A 17,358-nucleotide genomic window follows, 5' to 3' on the forward strand; every position below is an offset into this window, starting at 1 on the left:
ATCGTACAGGCGCGGATCGGCCCACGAAAGGCGTTCCGTCAACCCCGGCGCCGATCGCACCTCGTCAGCGCAGCCGGGGAGCGAGGCGGGCGGCCGCCTCCTCGAGCGTGACCATCTCGAAATCGTTCTTGAGCCAGTCGAGGAGCTCGGAGAGGCGCTGCCGCTTGGTGGCGGCGGGGACCCGCAGGTCGCTGCGCCGCTTGCTGAGCTCCGGGCTCGCGCCGTCGCTCTCGTCGAGCAGGTCGTAGCCCTGCAGCTCGATGGCGAGGAAGTCGCGGAAGCGCACCGCGCGGTAGAGCGTCGCCACCGCGGCCTTGGGCAGCGAGGCGAGGAAGGCGCCGGAGAAGGGGAGCCGGGAGATCGGCACGGTGGCCACCGGCAACTCGACCAGCTTGGAGCTGCCGCGCCGGTAGGGATCGCGGGGGCTCGGCCGGTAGGGCTCGCGCGGCGCGAGGAGGAGGGCGGGGGAGTCGGGGCGCTCGCCTGCAGCCTCCGCCCGGTGGACGCGGCGCCGCGCTGCCCGGTGGAGCCAGAGCGGCGGGCTGGGGTTGACCGAGGCGTCGTAGAGGTAGCCCTGCTCCTCGAGGATGCCGAGCAGGGTGGCGCTGATCGTCTCGCCAGGGGAGCGGAAGCCCGCGGGCTTGCGCGCGCCGAGCCCCTCGAGGGCGGCTGCCGCCCGCTCGAGCTCGTCGCGGATCGCGCCGGCAGGCCGTGCGGCGAGGTCGCGGTCGCCGCTCCAGCCGTGGGTCCCCAGCTCGTGGCCGAGGCGGAAGAGCTCCCCGATCGCCATCGCGGAGGGGCCGTCCTCGAGATCCTCGCCGATGGTGAAGAAGGTGGCGGGCACGCCTTTGCGGTCGAGGAGCTCGGCGTAGCGCTCGGGCGCGCGCCGGGTCACTGCCCCGGCACCGGCAGGAGCGAGGGAGCGCTCGTCGACCCCGACCCGGCGGCAGAGGTGGGGCAGGCCCTGGAGGTTGATCGTCACGCAGGCGAGCTTCTGCATCGGCGGCACTCTAACGCACGGGCAGGCGTGCTCAAGGACCTTTCAGGCCCGCTCCGTGCGTAGCTTCCACCAAGGACACGAAGGACGGGGGAGAAAGGATTTTTCGATGGAAGGCGACAGGAGGGAGCTCGCCGAGCTGCTCCACGACTACGAAACCGCGCTCTTCACCACACGGGACCGGAACGGCCGCTTCCACACCAGGCCCATGGCGGTGCAGCGCAGGCCCTTCGAGGACTACCTCTGGTTCGCCACCTGGCGGGACAGCGCCAAGGTGGACGAGCTCGAGAGCGATCCCCACTGCGGCGTGGCCTTCCACGCCGGAGGGCGGAGCGCGACCTACGTCTCGATCTCCGGGCGGGCGGAGGTGGTGCAGGACCGGCAGAAGATCCACGAGCTCTGGGAGCCGAGCTGGAAGGGCTGGTTTCCGGACGGGCCCGACTCGAAGGACCTGGTGCTGATCAAGGTCGAGCCGGAGCACGCCGAGTACGTTCATCCGAAGACCGGCAGGCTGGGCGTCCTCTTCGCCGCGGTGACCCGCGCCGTGAGCGATAACGAGCGGCCCCCCGTCGCCGAGAAGCGCGAGCTCGATCTCCACTGACCGCACGGGAGCGGACGGGCGCCCGGGGGCCTTCCCGGGCGGCCCGAAATTTGTTTCCCATCGGACATGGGGCTAGGATTCGGTCGACCGATCGTCGCGTTTCCGGGGGGATCGCGAGAGGACGACATGGAATCCCAGCGCCGCCCGATCACCATCCTGATGGCGGACGACGACCCCGACGACCGCATGCTCGCCCGCGACGCCTTCGTCGAAGCCCGGTTGTCCAACGTCGTCCGCTTCGTCGAGGACGGCGAGCAGCTCCTCGACTACCTCCACCGCCGCGGCCCCTGGGCGGAGCCCGGCGCCGCGCCGCGTCCGGGCCTGATCCTCCTCGACCTCAACATGCCGAAGAAGGACGGCAGGGAGGCCCTCCAGGAGATCAAGCGCGACCCGGTTCTGCGTCGGATCCCGGTGGTGGTGCTCACCACGTCGAAGGCCGAGGAGGACATCCTCCGCACCTACGACCTCGGGGTGAACTCCTTCATCGCCAAGCCGGTGACCTTCGCCGCCCTGGTCGAGACGGTGCGGATGCTCGGCAGGTATTGGTTCGAGATCGTCGAGCTGCCCCCCGCCGCAGAGGAGGAGCGCTGATGCCGGCGCGCCCCTTGCGCGTTCTCCTCGTCGAGGACGACGAGGACGACTTCGTGCTCACCCGCGACCTCCTCCGGGAGGTCGAGTCGCAGCGGTACGAGCTGGATTGGGCCCCGACCTTCGAGGAGGGGCGCAAGGCCAGCAGGCGCGGCGGCTACGACGTCCACCTCGTCGACTACCGCCTCGGCGCCAGGCACGGCCTCGACTTCATCCAGGAGTCGCTGGCCGAGGGGTGCACCGCCCCGCTGATCCTCCTCACCGGCCAGGTGAACGCCGAGCTCGATCACCTGGCGATGCTCGCCGGCGCCGCCGACTACCTGGTCAAGGGGCAGATCAGCCCGGAGCTCCTCGGGCGCACGATCCGCTACGCCATCGAGCGGGCGCGGACGATGGACGCCCTCAAGCGCTCGGAGAGCAATTTCCGCAGCCTGATCGAGCGGGCGCCCGATGCCATCGCGGTGGAGCGCAACGGCTTCTTCGCCTACGCCAACCGGCAGATGGTGGCGCTGCTCGGCGCCTCGTCCGTCGACGAGCTCATCGGCAGGAACGTCTGGGATTTCGTCCACCCGGACGACCGGCGCTCGCTCCGCGGCAGCGGGGGATGGCAGTCGCGGGAGATGCGCCTGCTCCGGGAGGACGCGCGGCTGACCATCGACGTGGCCGGCCTGCCGCTCTTCTTCGACGGCAGCGAGGCGGTGGTGATCTTCGCTCGGGACGTGAGCGAGAAGAAGCGGATGCAGGAGCGGCTGGTCCTCGCCGACCGGCTCGCCTCGGTGGGCACGCTGGCTGCCGGCGTCGCGCACGAGATCAACAACCCGCTCGCCTCGGTCATCGCCAACCTCGGCTTCGTCCTCGGCGAGCTCGACGAGGCGGCGAAGGAGGCGGAGCAGGGGCTCCCGCCCGAGCGGGCACGGGCCTGCATCGCCAACCTGCGCGAGAGCCTCGTCGAGGCGCAGCAGGGCGCGGACCGGGTCCGCTCCATCGTCAGCGACCTCAAGATGCTGGCGCGGCGCGAACAGGCGGGCCAGGGCATCATCGACGTCCGCGAGATCCTCGAGTCGGCGCTCTCGGTGGTGACCAACGAGATCCGGCAGCGGGCCCGGCTCGTGCGCGACTGCAATCCCGTGCCGCCGGTGCCGGGCAACGCGTCGCAGCTGGGGCAGGTCTTCGTGAACCTGCTGCTCAACGCCGCGCAGGCGATCCCCGAGGGGAGACCCGAGGAGAACGTGATCGCGGTCGCGACGCGCACCGCCGGGGACGGCAGCGCCTGGATCGAGGTTCGCGATTCCGGCGTCGGCATACCCCGCGAGGCCCTCGGCAGGCTCTTCGATCCCTTCTTCACCACCAAACCGGTGGGAACCGGCACGGGCCTCGGGCTGTCGATCTGCGACGGCATCGTGAGCTCCCTCGGCGGTCGGATCGAGGTGGAGAGCCGGCCGGGGGCCACGCTCTTCCGCGTGATCCTGCCCCCTTCCCGGCAGGACCCGCTCGCCCATGGCTGAACACCGAGCCCGCTTGCGGGCCTGGCTCCCCCTCCTCGCCGGCTGCGCCATCCTCCTCGCCACCGCCGGGCTCGCCCGCGCGCTCTGGCTCCAGGAGGAGAAGCAGATGGAGCAGAAGACGGCCCTCGCCGCGCGGAGCGCCGCAGCGGCGATCGAGGCGTCGATGCGCACCCGCGTGCTCGCCCTCGAGCGCATCGCCGCGCGCTGGGCCGAGGACGGCGCGCTCAGCGAGGTGCAGTTCCGCCACGAGGCGGCCCGGCTGCTCCGCGACTTCGGCGGCTACGAGGCGCTCGTCTTCGTCGATCCCGAGGTGACCAACCGCTGGATCGAGCCGCAGGCGCCCAACCGCTTCCTCGAGGGGCTGCCGGTGCCGCTCGACGAGCGCCGCCTCGAAGCACTGCAGCGCGCCCGGCGCGATCGGGCCGCGGCGGTGTCGCGGACCCTGCGCATCGCCAACGGCAAGGGGCTCGGCTTTCTGACCTGGGTCCCGATCGTCCGCGGCGATGGCTTCCAGGGCTACATCCTCGGCGTCTTCCTGGTGGAGGACTTCCTCGAGAACGTGCTCGAGGGGAACGCTGGCGTGCTCGCGGGCTACACCCTGGCGGTGCACGACGGCGGCGACCTGATCCACACCCGGGTCGCGCCGGGCAGCGGGGCGGGCCTGCGGCGCACCCACGCCGCCGAGGCGGCCTTCTACGGCGGGCGCTGGCGGGTGGACGCGAGTCCGCTCCTCGCCACCGTCGCCGAGGAACGTTCGCCGCTCCCCTGGCTGGTCGGCGCCAGCGGCGCGCTGATCGGCCTGCTGCTCACCCTCGCGATCCGGCAGGCGCAGGTGGCGAGGGCGCGGGCGCGGGAAGCGGAGCGGGCCCGCCACTCCCTCGAGGAGGAGATGCTCGAGCGCGAGCGCGTCACCGTGGCGCTCCACCGCAGCGAGGAGCTCTATCGGACCCTCGCTGCGCACCTGCCCGACGCGGCGGTCTTCCTCTTCGACAGCGACCTCCGCTACCTCCTCGCCGAGGGGCCGCTTCTCGAGGGTCTGGGCCTCTCCAACGTCCGCCTCGAGGGGAAGACCCTCGGCGAGCGCCTTCCGGCCGAAGCGGCGGCGCGGCTCCTGCCCCTCTACGTCGCGGCGCTGGAGGGCGACGCGACGAGCGCCGAGATCCCCTTCGACGGCCGCTGGTTCCTGGTGCGCGCGGTGCCGGTGCGCAACGAGGCGGGCGAGGTCTACGCAGGCATGGTGCTCGCGCAGGAGATCACCGAGCGCAGGCTCGCCGAGGAGGAGCTCCGGGCGACGGCGGCGCGCCTCGAGGACTCGAACCGCGAGCTCCAGGACTTCGCCTACATCGCGTCGCACGATCTGCAGGAACCGCTGCGCAAGGTGCAGGCCTTCGGCGACAGGCTCGCCGGCCGCTACGGCGCCGTGCTCGAGGAGCAGGGGCGCGACTACCTGGAGCGCATGCTGGGCGCGGCGCGGCGGATGCAGGACCTGCTCGAGGGGCTCCTCCGCTTCTCGCGGATCACGACCAACGCGCGCCCCTTCGAACGGTGCGATCTCGCCCAGGTGGCGCGGCAGGTCCTCGCCGATCTCGAGGTGCGGGTGGAGGAGACCAACGCGTCGATCGAGCTGGGGCCGCTACCGGTGATCGACGCCGATCCGCTCCAGATGCGGCAGGTCCTCCAGAACCTCATCGCCAACGCCCTCAAATTCACCGAGCCGGGTAGGGCGCCGCACGTCCGGATCGAGGCGGCGCTGGTGCGCGAGGGTGGCCAGCGCCTCTGCGAGCTCCGGGTAACGGACCGCGGGATCGGCTTCGACGAGCGTTATCTCGAGAAGATCTTCGCCGTCTTCCAGCGGCTCCACGGCCGCGGAAGCTACGAGGGGAGCGGGGTCGGCCTCGCGATCTGCCGCAAGATCGCGCTGCGGCACGGCGGCTCGATCACCGCTACCAGCAAGCCGGGGGAAGGCTCCACCTTCGTGGTCCGGCTACCTGCCGAGCAGGCGGCTGCCACGGCGCTCGGAAGCGCCGCGTAATTGGATCGACCGGGGGCCCGGTGGTACCCTCCGCCCCGGAATTTCTCCTGATACGACGCCCGGTTCCCCGAGGCGAGGCCGCGATGAGAATTGCCTGCCCAGGCTGCAAGTCCACCTATACCGTCGACGACAGCCGTGTTCCGCCCGCCGGCTTGAACATGAAGTGCCCGAAGTGCGCAGCGGTCTTCGCCGTGCGCCCGCCGGCTGCAGCGGCACCGGCTGCAGGGCCTGCCGTCCCGCTGCCCGGGGCCGCAGGCGCCGCACCGAAGGCGCCGCCTGCCGGGCCGCCGCCCGGTGCCCGGGCCGCGGTGGGAACGGTGGCAGGATCCGGCGCGGTGCCGCTTCCCGGCACGACGCCGCCGTCGCAGCAGGCCGCCGCGGCAGGCGCAGTGCCCCTGCCCGGTGGCGAGCCGCTGGCGGGGCAGGCCTTCGATCCCTCGATGACCCCGCCGCTCCCCGGTGGCGAGAACGCGGGCGGTGGCTTCGATCCCTTCTTCGATCCGCCGCCGCCGCCGGCAGCCGGCGCGGTGCCGCTGCCCGGCAGCTTCGGTCCGGGCTTCGCGCCGCCGCCGCCGCCTCCGGCTGGTGGCGCCGTGCCGCTGCCCGGCAGCTTCGATCCGGACTTCGCGCCGCCGCCGCCGCCGCCGGCAGCCGGCGCCGTGCCGCTGCCCGGCAGCTTCGATTCGGGCTTCGCGCCGCCGCCTCCGGCAGGTGGCGCCGTGCCACTTCCCGGCGCGGGCTTCGCCCCGCCATCGTCCCCGGGCGCAGCGGTGCCGCTGCCTGGCGCAGCGCCCGCCGCTCCAGCACCGGGCTTCGGTGACCTGCCTTCGCTGGTCGACTTCGACGCCGGTCCCTTCGGCAGCGACGAGACGCGACCGATGGCCCGTCCGCCGCAGATGCCGCACCTGGACCCAGCGGCAGCAGCGCCGCCGCCTGTAGCCACCACGGCGATGCGCCCGCCACAGACCCCGCCGCCCGATCTCGGCTTCGACTTCGGCGCCGTCGATTTCGCCGCGCCGCCGCCGCCCCCAGCCGCAGCGGCGCCGCCGCCCGCGCCGCCGCCTCCCGCGGAGGCGGAGGTCTTCGAGTTCGACGAGGTCGCCTTCGATCTGCCGCCGCCGCCGCCTCCCGCGGCGCCGCTGGCGCAGAGCCCCCGGCCCTTCGAGGACGGCGGCCTCGAATTCGATCCGACCGCAGCAGCGGACACCGACGAGGCGATCCGCGCCTTCGTCGACGGACCTGCGGAGGCGCAGGCCTCCGATCGCTTCCACGTGCGGCGCAGCAGCGGCAAGATCTTCGGCCCCTTCCCGGTGGATGCGGTGCGGCGGATGCTCGGCGAGGGACAGCTCGTCGGCAACGAGGAGGTCTCCCGCGACGGCGTCTCCTGGGTACCGCTCTCCTCGGTGCACGATCTGGCAGCGGCGATCCGCGCGGCGCCCCTCGCCGGCGCGCCGCCGATCCTCGGATTCAACGAGGATGGCGTGCCGCAGCCGACTCCCTCCGAGGTGCTGCGGATGAAGCCGCCCTCGAAGCTGGAGGCGGCGAGCGAGCTCCTGCAGCGGATCCGCCGCCGGATCGATCGCAAGGTGATCGCCGCCGCCGCCGCCGTGGCCATCGCAGGCTCCGGCGCGGTGCTCGAGGTGGCGACGCCCTACGGCTTCTGGTTCCGCAAGCCGCTGCTCGGCTACGACGGACCGGAGGAGGGCACGCCGCTGGCGCGGCAGCTCTCGGCGGCCCGCGACGAGATCCGCCGCGACAACTTCGCCGCCTACCAGCGCGCCCTGGCCGCAGCGGAGCGTGGCCTCGCCGAGGATCCCGAGGACGTCCACGCCCGTGCCGCCTGGGCGCAGGCAGCCTTCCACCTCCAGCGCCGCTTCGGCACCGGCGCCCAGATCCCGCAGGCGCAGAGCTACCTCGACGCCCTGGTGGCGACGAGCCAGGGCAACGCCGAGGTCCGCAAGGCGCGCGCTGCGGCGGCGCTCCACGCAGGCCAGGCGGCCAGCGTCGCCGGGCACCTGGGGCCCCTGCTCGCAGCGCCTGGAGGCGATCTCGACGCGACCCTGCTCCTCGCCGAGGCCCACCTCGCGCAGGGCAACGCCGGCGAGGCGCTGCCGCTCCTCGAGAAGGCCGTCGCCCTCGCCCCGAAGGCAGCAGCGCCCCTGCATCTGCAGGGGCTGGCGCTCCTCGCCACCGGCGACGCGGACGGGGCCCGGGAAAAGCTCGCTGCGGCCTTCGCCGCCGACGTGCAGCACGCAGCCTCCGCCGTGGAGCTGGGCAGCCTCGCGCTCGAGGCCGGCGATGCAGCAGGCGCCCGCAAGCACCTCGAGGCGGCGCTCGCAGCGGGCGCCGTCCCGGGCATCGGCGGCAAGGTCCTCGCGCGGGGACAGGGCCTGCTCGGTTCGGCGCTGGCGCGGTTGCGTCTTCCCACCGAGGCGAAGGCAGCCTTCGAGGCGGCGCTCGCCGCGGACGCCGGCAACGCCGAGGCGCGCCTCCGCTACGGCCGCTTCCTCCTCGAGCGCGGCGACGCCGACCAGGCGGTGACCGTGGTCGAGGCGGTGCGCGCCCGCGCCGACGCCGATCACGACGTGGCCGAGCTCCTCGTCCGGGCGTGGGCCGCTGCAGGCAAGATGCTGCAGGCCGACAACCTCGTGCAGGCGCTCCGCAAACAGAAGCCCGAGGAGGCGCGGCTCTTCTTCCTGCAGGGGTTCGTGGAGGAGAAGAGCGGCAAGCTCGACGCAGCTGCGGCTTCGTTCCGCGAGGCGATCCAGCGCGACGAGCAGCGCACCGACGCCCGCGTCGAGCTCGCCCGCACGCTCCTCGCGCAGGGGAAGACCGCCGAGGCGCGCGAGGCGATCCGCGACGCGGTGGCGCGTGCCCCCGGGGATCCGGGCGCCCACACGATGCAGGGTGAGGTGCGGCTCGCCGCGGGTGAGCCCGCAGCGGCGATCGCAGCCTTCGAGGCGGCGGTGCGGATCGATGCGGAGTTCACCGCGGCCCACCTCGGCCGCGCTCGGGCGCTGGAGATGCTGGGGGCGCTCCCGGAGGCGGCTGCCGCCTACCAGACCGTGCTCGCGATCAACGACGCGATCCCCGAGCACCACCTGCGGCTCGGGACGGTGCTCTGGAAGCAGAAGGAGATGGAGCGGGCGATCGCCGCCCTCGAGGCCGCCCAGAAGATCGCGCCCAAGAACGCGGCGATCCTCTCGCGCCTCGGCGCCGCGCAATTCGATGCGGGGCAGATCGACGCGGCGATCCAGAGCATCGAGGGCGCCCTCTCCCTCGACAACACCAACCCGGAAACCTACCTCTACCTCGCGCGCTTCCAGCTTGCGAAGGGGGACGGCAGCGCCGCGGTTCACGCGCTCCGCCGCGCCATCGCCCTCGACGGCAAGAACGCCACCTATCCCTACGAGCTCGGCCTCGTCTTCGAGAAGGCCAACAATCCGGTGGACGCGCTCGATGCGTTCAAGGCCGCGGTGAAGCTCTACCCCGCCCACGCCGACGCCCTCGAGCACCAGGGCAACATCTACCTCTCGCTCAACGCCGGTGCCCGGGCGGTCAAGTCCTTCGAGGCGGCGCTCGCCATCGATCCCGAAAGGACGCGGCTCCTCCTCGCCATCGCCGACACCCACATGCGGTCGAACCGCTGGGATGCGGCGATCGCGGCCCTGGGCCGGGCGCCGCGGGACGGTTCGCTGCAGGGCGTCGCCTTCCGCCTCGGGATGGCCTACCAGGAGAAGGGCCGGAGCGGCGAGGCCATCGATTGGTTCCAGAAGGCGGTGAGCGAGGACCCGGCGGACGCGATGCCCTGGCGCCAGCTCGGCTACGCCTACAAGGAGCGCAACCGGATCGGCGAAGCGGTGAAGGCCTTCCGGCGCTACCTCGAGAAGAAACCCGAGGCCACCGATCGCGCCGAGATCGAGGACGAGATCGCCACGCTGCGGATCTGACGGCGAGCGAAAGCGCTCGGGCTGGACGAGGGGCGTTCGGGGGCAGATCCCCGGGCGCCCCTCCGCGTTCGATCTGCTATACCTTCGCTCCCCTGCGGGCGGTCCGCCGCCGCCCGTGCACGAACGAGCACCGCCCGTGGAGCCACGGGAGGCCACAAGGAGCATCCATGGGGCTGAAGGAGCGTCGCGCCGACGCCGAGGCCACGCTGCGGAGCGCACAGAGAGCCGCCGAGAGCGGCGAGCCGGTCCCGGAGCGGACCCTCGCTGCAGGTGGCTACGCCTTCCTGCTCGCCGAACTCGACCTGCACCTCTCCATCCTCGGCCAGCCGATCGCGCCGCTCGACCTCGCGATGCCGGAGCTGCGCGGCAAGCTGCAGGCGCTGGCAGGTTCGCCGCCCTACCGCACGGAAGCGCTGGCGGAGGCCTTCACCTATCCGGTGCTCGTCCGTGGCCCGGAGGGCGACGTCAGCGAGGCCTATCTCTACCAGAGCGCCGAAGGGGCGATGCTGGGTGGCGACGAGGCCAAGCGTCCCGACTGGGAGCAGGTGGTGCAGGCCCTCGCGCGGGCGCTCGATGCGGTGCGGCCTGCCGATTTCGAGGACAAGGTCTACGATCCCGACGCCTCCGCCTGGATCTACTACGGCGTCCGCCGCGGCGAGCCGTTCGAGGACATGGTGGAAGGCGAAGACCCTCCCGAGTGGGCGGAGTAAGCGAATGCTCGATCTGAAGTACGTCCTTTCCAACTTCGACGAAGTGGCGGCGAAGCTCGCCCGCCGCGGTGGCAGCATCGACCTCGAGCCGGTGCGCCGGCTCGGCGAGGAGCGCCGCACGCTGCTGCAGGAGAGCGAGAGCCTCCGGCAGAAGCAGAACGCCGCCAACGAGCAGATGAAGGTGCTGGCGAAGCAGGGCGGCGACGCCCTCGCCGGCGCCCGCGCCGAGCTCAAGGAGCTCTCCGGCCAGATCAAGGGGCTCGACGAGAAGCTCCGCGGGATCGAGGCGGAGCTCGAGCAGGCCCTGCTCTACCTGCCCAACCTCCCGGCGGAGAGCACCCCGGAGGGCAGGAGCGAGGACGACAACGTCCAGGTCCGCACCTGGGGCGAGAAGCGCGCCCTCGACTTCGCGCCGAAGACCCACGACGAGCTCGGCACCGCCCTCGGCATCTTCGACTTCGACCGGGCGGCGAAGCTCTCCGGCGCCCGCTTCGTCGTGCTGCGGGGCATGGGCGCCAGGCTCGAGCGGGCCCTCGCCGCCTTCATGCTCGACGTGCACACGAGCCGCGGCTACGAAGAGGTGCTCCCGCCCTACCTGGTCAACCGCGAGTCGATGACCGGCACCGGCCAGCTCCCGAAATTCGAGGACGACGCCTTCAAGACCCGGGAGGAGGAGCAGAAGGACGAGAAGTTCCTCATCCCCACCGCCGAGGTCCCGGTCACCAACCTCTACCGGGACGAGATCCTCGAGGGCGAACAGCTGCCGCTGCGGCACACCGCCTGGACGCCCTGCTTTCGCCGCGAGGCGGGGAGCTATGGCAGGGACACCAAGGGGCTCATCCGCCAGCACCAATTCCACAAGGTGGAGCTGGTGAAGTTCACCAGGCCCGAGAGCTCCTACGAGGAGCTGGAGAAGCTCACCGGTGACGCGGAGGAGATCCTCCAGCGCCTCGGCCTCCACTACCGGGTGATGGCGCTCTGCACCGGCGACCTCGGCTTCGGCGCCGCCAAGACCTACGACATCGAGGTCTGGCTGCCGGGGCAGAGCGCCTACCGCGAGATCTCGAGCTGTTCGAACTTCGAGGACTTCCAGGCGCGGCGGGCGCAGATCCGCTTCCGCCCCGCCAAGGGCGAAAAGCCGCGCTTCGTCCACACCCTCAACGGCTCCGGGCTCGCCATCGGCCGCACCGTGGTGGCGATCCTCGAGCAGTACCAGCGGGCGGACGGAAGCGTAGCAATTCCGGAGGCTTTGCAGCCCTATCTCGGCGGCGCGAAAGAGCTGCGCTGAAAGTTTTTCGAGGCGCCGGCGAAATCCTGCTTGCAAGCCCGCCGGAGCCTGCGCTAAGAAGCCGCCCACGTCGCGACGGCAACAACGAAGCGACAGGCGGAGGCCACGGAGGAGTGGCCGAGCGGTTTATGGCGGCGGTCTTGAAAACCGCTGGGCGCTGAGAGGCGTCCCGAAGGTTCGAATCCTTCCTCCTCCGCCAGACAATCGAATAGCGGGAATCCCGGTCGTGCCAGCCGTCGTTCCCGCAGCAGAAACTTCCCTAGGGAGAGATGGCCGAGAGGCCGAAGGCACCGGTTTGCTAAACCGGCATACGGGTCACACCGTATCGAGGGTTCGAATCCCTCTCTCTCCGCCATTTGAAGGAAAGTACGGGCCCTTAGCTCAGTTGGATAGAGCGTCGGACTACGAATCCGAAGGCCGCAGGTTCGAATCCTGCAGGGCCCGCCATATTTTGATGTACCCCGCTGACGAACATTTCCTCGACCTCGCGCTGGAGGAAGCGAGGAAAGCCGCAGCGGAGGACGAAGTCCCAGTCGGTGCCATCGCCATCTACCAGGGCGAGATCGTCGGCACGGGACGCAATGCCAGGGAATGCAGGACGGACCCCCTGGCGCATGCCGAACTCGACGCGATCCGGAACGCATCGCGAAACCTGAGTCGGTGGCGCCTGACTGGAGTCACCCTGTACGTCACCCTGGAGCCCTGCGCGATGTGCGCAGGGGCGATGGTGAATGCCCGGGTCGATCGGCTGGTCTACGGCGCGAGCGACCCCAAGGCAGGCGCGGTGCAGAGCCTCTACGAAATCTGCACCGACCCCCGGCTCAACCACCGCATCGAGGTGGTGGGCGGGATTCGGGCGGAGGAGTCCGGCGCACTCCTCACCGACTTCTTCCGGCGCAAGCGCGCAGCGGGGAAGGCAGCCCGAAGCAGCGGGGGCTAGAGGCACAAGGAGCCGCGTTCTCGATGGAGCGCGGCTTTCGTCGGCCGAGAGGCCGGCAACAGATTTTGGAGAGCTGGCCGAGCTGGTCGAAGGCGCCTGACTCGAAATCAGGTGTACCCGCAAGGGTACCGGGGGTTCGAATCCCTCGCTCTCCGCCACAGTTGAATAAGCCGGTGCGGAATCAACCCCGCACCGGCGTTCGTTTTGGAGAGGTGACCGAGCGGTTGAAGGTGCACGCCTGGAACGCGTGTGTACTCGCAAGGGTACCCAGGGTTCGAATCCCTGCCTCTCCGCCAGCATTGCGATAGCCGGGTCCGTGGTAACGCGGGGTCGTGAACCCCGCCAGGCCCGGAAGGGAGCAACGGTAGCGCACCTCCGCGTGTACTCGGGTTGCCCGGCTATCACTCTTGTCGAGCGGCGATCCCTCCGGGGATCGCCGCTTTTTTTGTGCGCGTTCGGCGTGGGCAGCACCGCTTCGCCGCACTACAGTGCCGCCATTGCTGCGGCTCCCCTGCCGCAAGGCCTGGAGCCGACATGGGCGCACCCCGCTTCTCCGTCACCGTCCTCCTCCTCGTCCTCTGCGCCGGCTGCGCGGGCTTCCGCCCGGTGGCGCCGGCGCGGCAGCAGGCCTTCGCCGGCGAGACGATGGAGATCGCGCTGGCGGAGCCACCACCGGAGGACGACGCGCTCCGCTGGAGCCCCGGCGACGGCAGCGAGCCGGTGGAAGGGCGGGTGCTCCGCCACGCCTGGCAGGTCCCCGGCCAGTACACCGTCACGGTGGAGGGGAGCGGCGGCGCCGATCGCTTCGAGGTGGAGGTCGCGCCGCGGCCGGTGCTCCGGGCGATCCCCGCCAGCGTGCGCTTCGCCCTCGTCCTCCCCGACGGCTGGTCGCGCCTCGAGCGCTTCACGTCCTTCGCACGGCGCTTCTTCCCGGCGGAGCAGGTGACCGAGACGCTGGACCGGGTGGCGCAGCGCCTCGGCGCCGATCCGGCGGATCCGGGCCAGCTGGTGGCGCAGGGGATCGATCCGGCCGAGGGGCTGGGGATCGCCGTCTTCGATTTCGACGCCTCTGCCGCCTGGATCGCGGTGGGCATCCTCGACGAGGGGAAGGCGATCGAGCTGGCGCAGCGCCTCTTCGACGTCCGCGAGGTGGAGCCGATCGAGACCGAGGCGGGCCAACTCTTCGTCGGCATCCTCCCCGAGGGCGAAATGCGGGCCTTCGCCCTGGTCGACGGCTACCTGCTGCTGCGGGCGAGCGCCGAGCCCGGCCCGATCGAGGAGACCGTCGGCGCCTTCGCCACGAGTGGCGCGGGGCTGGGTGCCTCCGAGCGCTTCCAGCAGGCGCGGGCCCTGGCGCCCGGCGACGACGCCATCTTCTTCGCCCAGATCCAGCACGACGACGGCAGTTGGATGCCGCTGGCGGTGGGACTCGCCCTCGCGGACGAGGCCGCGGAGGCGAGCTTCGGCGTGCCGCTGCCGCCCGAGCAGGTGGAGGGCCTGCGCGGGGTGGTGGCGCAGGGGGAGGGCGGCTCTGCCGAGCTGGGCCGTTATCCCGAGGGGGCGGTGGGCTTCCTCTCCCTCTCCCTCGAGCCGCAGGCTGCCTTCGGACAGGCGGTGCCCAACCGGCTGCAGCGGGCGCTGCTCGAGGGGTTGGTGGCGGATCGGGCGGGCGTGCCCCTGGGCAGGCTCCTCGACGCCACCACCGGCAGGGCCACCGCGGCGCTCTATTTCGATCCCGCCGGCTTCACCGAGCTGGTGGCGATGCTCCTGCAGCGCGAAGGGCTCGGCGGCGCAGGGGCCGACACCCACCCGCCGATCCTGGCGAAGGTGGAGCTGCAGGGCGCCGAGGCAGCGCGGGTGGTGGAGCAGGCCCTCGCCGCCGCAGCGCAGCGGGCAGGCGGCGGCTGGTGGCAGCGCGGGCCGCTCTTCTACCGGCTGGAGGAGGGGATCCTCCAGATCGCCACCATCCGGGCGCGGCGGGAGCTCGCGCCGGGGCAGGGGACCACCGACTTCGGCGCGCGGCTCGAGGCCCTCGGCGCCCCTGGCGAGCAGGCGCTCTTCCTCGACGTTCGCGCCATCCTCGAGGCCCTCCGCCAGAGCGAGGCCCGGAGCGCCGAGGCAGCGGTGGTGCGGGCGCTCCTCCTCGAGGAGGCGGCCTTCCTCGAGCAGGTGGAGAACGTGCTCCTCCACGGCACGGTGGTGCCCGAGGGGATCCGGGGCGTGCTCCACCTCTCGCTGGAGCAGGCGCCGCGCTGATCGCGCGCGCGGATGGCGCGGGCGCCGCCGGCGGTTCTCCCAAGCCAGGCTTGTCCCGCGCCGAGGGGACAGGCTAAACCCTTCCCTCTTGCACCGCGGGAGACGTCGATGAGCTACCTGGTCCTGGCGAGGAAATACCGTCCGCAGGCGTTCGAGGACGTCACCGGCCAGGAGCACGTGGTCCAGACGCTGGGCAACGCCATCGCCCACGATCGCGTCGCCCACGCCTTCCTCCTCTGCGGCCCGCGCGGCGTGGGCAAGACCACCACCGCGCGCCTGCTCGCCCGGGCCCTCAACTGCCACGAAGGCCCCACCGCCACCCCCTGCGGCACCTGCCAGGCCTGCCGCGAGATCGTGGCGGGTTCCTCGGTGGACGTGGTGGAGATCGACGGCGCCTCGAACAACGGCGTGGACAACGTGCGCGAGCTCCGCGAAGCGGCCCGCTACCTGCCCCAGCGCGACCGGCACAAGGTCTTCATCATCGACGAGGTCCACATGCTCTCGGTGGCGGCGTTCAACGCGCTGCTCAAGACGCTCGAAGAGCCGCCGCCGCACGTGAAGTTCGTCTTCGCCACCACCGATCCGCAGAAGCTCCCCGACACGATCCTCTCCCGCTGCCAGCGCCACAACTTCCGCCGGGTGCCCGCGGGAAAGATGGTCGATCGCCTGCGCTTCATCTGCGACGCCGAGGGGATCGCGATCTCCGACCGGGCCCTGGCGCTGGTGGCGCGGCAGGCGGACGGCGGCATGCGCGACGCGCTCTCGCTCCTCGACCAGCTCCTGTCTTCGGCTGGGACGCAGATCGAGGACGGAGCGGTGGAGGAGGCGCTGGGCCTCGTCGATCGCACCGTGGTCCACGAGATCGCAGGCGGGCTCCTCGAACGCGACGGCAAGCGGGTGATCGAGTCGCTGGCGCGGGTCTACGACCGCGGCGTCGACGCGAAGCGGCTCTGCGAGGAGCTGGCGCAGCACCTGCGCGATCTCGTCTACGTGAAGGCGATCGGGCAGGCGCCGGGCGATCGCGGCGACGTGGAGCAGAAGCTGCTGGTCGAGCAGGCCGGCAAGGCGGACGCGACGCAGATCACCCGGCTCTTCGACCTGGTGCACCACGCGATCCGGGAGCTCTCCTACGCGGCGCAGCCGCGGCTGGCGCTGGAGGTGGCGCTGCTCTCGGCGGTGCACCTGGCGCCTGCGCAGGGGCTGGCGGATCTCGCGGCGCGGCTCGACGCGGTGGCAGGGGCGCTGGCGAGCGGCACGGCGCCGATGCCGAAGCCGATGCAGGCGGCGCCGGCTCCCGCGCCGCAGCGGGGACCGCCGCAGCAGCAGCGGGCGCCGATGGCACCGCCGGTGTCACACGGGCAGCCGCCGCAGCAACAGCGGCCCGCGGCGCCGCAGCGGCCGGTGCAGATGCCCACCAACGATCTGCTCCAGCAGGTGGAGGCCCTCACCCGCGGCAGGGCGGCGCCCCGGCAGGCGGGGGGCAGGCCTGCAGGGCGCGGCACGCCGCCGGCAGGTGGCAGCGACGAAGAACCCCATGGTGCGCCGCGCGCTTTCAGCCCGCCACCGGCGACTGGTCCGGTAGCGCCGCCTGCTGCAGCGCGTCCCCTCGCGCCGCCGGTGCAGCAACAGCAGCGGCAGGCGCCGTCTCCTCCTGCGGCAGGTGGCTCCCGGGTGCCCTTCGAGATCCCGGCGGGCATGCCCGTGCCCCGGGGGATGCAGGGCGGACGCCCGCCGGAGGGCCGGAGCGGATTCGGCGCCAGACCCCCTGCGCCGAACGGTCCCGGTCCCGGCGCCGGCAGGCCCGATTTTCGTGCGGCAATCGCCGCCAGGGCGAGCGCGCCGGCGCCTGCGCCCTGGGGCGACGACGAGCCGCCGCCGCCCGGCGACGAGGACATGCCGTCGTGGGGCGACGAGGAGCCCGGCTTCTCCGGCGGCGGCGAGGTGCGCGCGCTGCCGCGGGAGGAGATGCCCGGCGGCTGCGCCACCAACGAATGCCGCGACGAGCCCGCGCCGCAGGCCTCCGCGACAGCTCCCGTGCCCGCGCCGGCGGACGATCCCACCGCCGACGTCCACGCCCGCTGGCGCGACGCCGTCGACGGCCTGCGCCGCGAGAACACGATCATCGGCTCCTGCCTCTCCGAGGGCCGCCTCCTCTGGCTCCGGCCCGGCGAGGTGGCGCTGGGCTACCCACCGGCGGGCCATTTCTACCGGAGCCAGCTCGAGAGCACCTTCGCCCGGCAGGTGGAGGAGATGCTGAGCCGCTGGTTCGGCGCGCCGACGAAGCTCAAGCTGCAGGAGGCGGCCGCCAACGCGCCTGCGTCCGTGGCGGATACGGAGCGCAAGGCGCGGGAGGAGCGGCGCCTCCGCCTCCGCGCCGAGGCCCGCGAGCATCCTGCGGTCCTCGCGGTGCAATCGATCCTCGGCGGCGAAATCGACGACATCGAAGTGTTGGAGGAGCGGTAGACTGCCGCACCGCTTTTTCGAAAGCCGG

11 protein-coding genes, 5 tRNA genes and 1 other RNA gene are annotated in these 17,358 nt (G+C 72.2%); 16 read left to right on the forward strand and 1 reads right to left on the reverse strand.

The features are described 5' to 3' along the window. Positions 1 to 64: 64 nt before the first annotated feature. Entirely contained in the window at positions 65 to 1,000 is a 936-nt protein-coding gene (locus ACESMR_RS23105; protein ID WP_373049502.1) for a polysaccharide deacetylase family protein, read from the reverse strand. A 106-nt stretch (positions 1,001 to 1,106) separates the two neighbouring features. On the opposite strand from ACESMR_RS23105, the gene ACESMR_RS23110 reads away from it, so the two are divergent. From ACESMR_RS23110 to dnaX, 16 genes are all read left to right on the forward strand, one after another. Next, a complete protein-coding gene (locus ACESMR_RS23110) occupies positions 1,107 to 1,598 on the forward strand; it encodes a pyridoxamine 5'-phosphate oxidase family protein (RefSeq protein WP_373049503.1) in 492 nt (163 codons plus the stop codon). A 126-nt stretch (positions 1,599 to 1,724) separates the two neighbouring features. After that, positions 1,725 to 2,189: a response regulator gene (locus ACESMR_RS23115; RefSeq protein WP_373049504.1), complete on the forward strand. Its 465-nt coding sequence runs from the start codon at positions 1,725 to 1,727 to the stop codon at positions 2,187 to 2,189. Further along, positions 2,189 to 3,691, forward strand: coding sequence for an ATP-binding protein (locus tag ACESMR_RS23120; RefSeq protein ID WP_373049505.1), 1,503 nt, complete (start codon positions 2,189 to 2,191; stop codon positions 3,689 to 3,691). Before ACESMR_RS23115 ends, ACESMR_RS23120 begins: the two co-directional genes overlap by 1 nt. Continuing rightward, on the forward strand, positions 3,684 to 5,723 hold the full coding sequence (locus tag ACESMR_RS23125) for an ATP-binding protein (protein ID WP_373049506.1): 2,040 nt from the start codon (positions 3,684 to 3,686) through the stop codon (positions 5,721 to 5,723). The genes ACESMR_RS23120 and ACESMR_RS23125 overlap by 8 nt, the downstream gene beginning before the upstream one ends. An 83-nt stretch (positions 5,724 to 5,806) precedes the next feature. Then, a complete protein-coding gene (locus ACESMR_RS23130) occupies positions 5,807 to 9,673 on the forward strand; it encodes a tetratricopeptide repeat protein (RefSeq protein WP_373049507.1) in 3,867 nt (1,288 codons plus the stop codon). Between the two features lie 167 nt (positions 9,674 to 9,840). After that, positions 9,841 to 10,383, forward strand: coding sequence for a hypothetical protein (locus tag ACESMR_RS23135; protein ID WP_373049508.1), 543 nt, complete (start codon positions 9,841 to 9,843; stop codon positions 10,381 to 10,383). Positions 10,384 to 10,387: 4 nt separating this feature from the next. After that, a complete protein-coding gene (serS, locus tag ACESMR_RS23140; protein ID WP_373049509.1) occupies positions 10,388 to 11,671 on the forward strand; it encodes a serine--tRNA ligase in 1,284 nt (427 codons plus the stop codon). Positions 11,672 to 11,778: 107 nt separating this feature from the next. After that, a tRNA-Ser gene (locus ACESMR_RS23145) sits at positions 11,779 to 11,870 on the forward strand. A 64-nt stretch (positions 11,871 to 11,934) separates the two neighbouring features. Continuing rightward, positions 11,935 to 12,026: transfer RNA gene (locus ACESMR_RS23150), tRNA-Ser, on the forward strand. A 15-nt stretch (positions 12,027 to 12,041) separates the two neighbouring features. Next, a tRNA-Arg gene (locus tag ACESMR_RS23155) sits at positions 12,042 to 12,118 on the forward strand. Positions 12,119 to 12,125: 7 nt separating this feature from the next. Further along, on the forward strand, positions 12,126 to 12,611 hold the full coding sequence (tadA, locus tag ACESMR_RS23160) for a tRNA adenosine(34) deaminase TadA (RefSeq protein ID WP_373049510.1): 486 nt from the start codon (positions 12,126 to 12,128) through the stop codon (positions 12,609 to 12,611). A gap of 67 nt (positions 12,612 to 12,678) precedes the next feature. Further along, positions 12,679 to 12,769: transfer RNA gene (locus ACESMR_RS23165), tRNA-Ser, on the forward strand. A 48-nt stretch (positions 12,770 to 12,817) separates the two neighbouring features. After that, positions 12,818 to 12,907 (forward strand) — tRNA-Ser (locus tag ACESMR_RS23170). A gap of 10 nt (positions 12,908 to 12,917) precedes the next feature. Beyond that, positions 12,918 to 13,014: signal recognition particle sRNA small type (gene ffs / locus ACESMR_RS23175), an RNA gene on the forward strand. 131 nt (positions 13,015 to 13,145) lie between these two features. Beyond that, positions 13,146 to 14,867 carry a hypothetical protein gene (locus ACESMR_RS23180; RefSeq protein WP_373049511.1) on the forward strand — a complete coding sequence of 574 codons (1,722 nt, stop codon included), beginning with the start codon at positions 13,146 to 13,148 and terminating at the stop codon, positions 14,865 to 14,867. A 108-nt stretch (positions 14,868 to 14,975) separates the two neighbouring features. Then, positions 14,976 to 17,330 carry a DNA polymerase III subunit gamma/tau gene (dnaX, locus tag ACESMR_RS23185; RefSeq protein ID WP_373049512.1) on the forward strand — a complete coding sequence of 785 codons (2,355 nt, stop codon included), beginning with the start codon at positions 14,976 to 14,978 and terminating at the stop codon, positions 17,328 to 17,330. Positions 17,331 to 17,358: the final 28 nt, after the last annotated feature.

It is taken from the genome of Vulgatibacter sp., assembly GCF_041687135.1.
Lineage (GTDB): Bacteria > Myxococcota > Myxococcia > Myxococcales > Vulgatibacteraceae > JAWLCN01.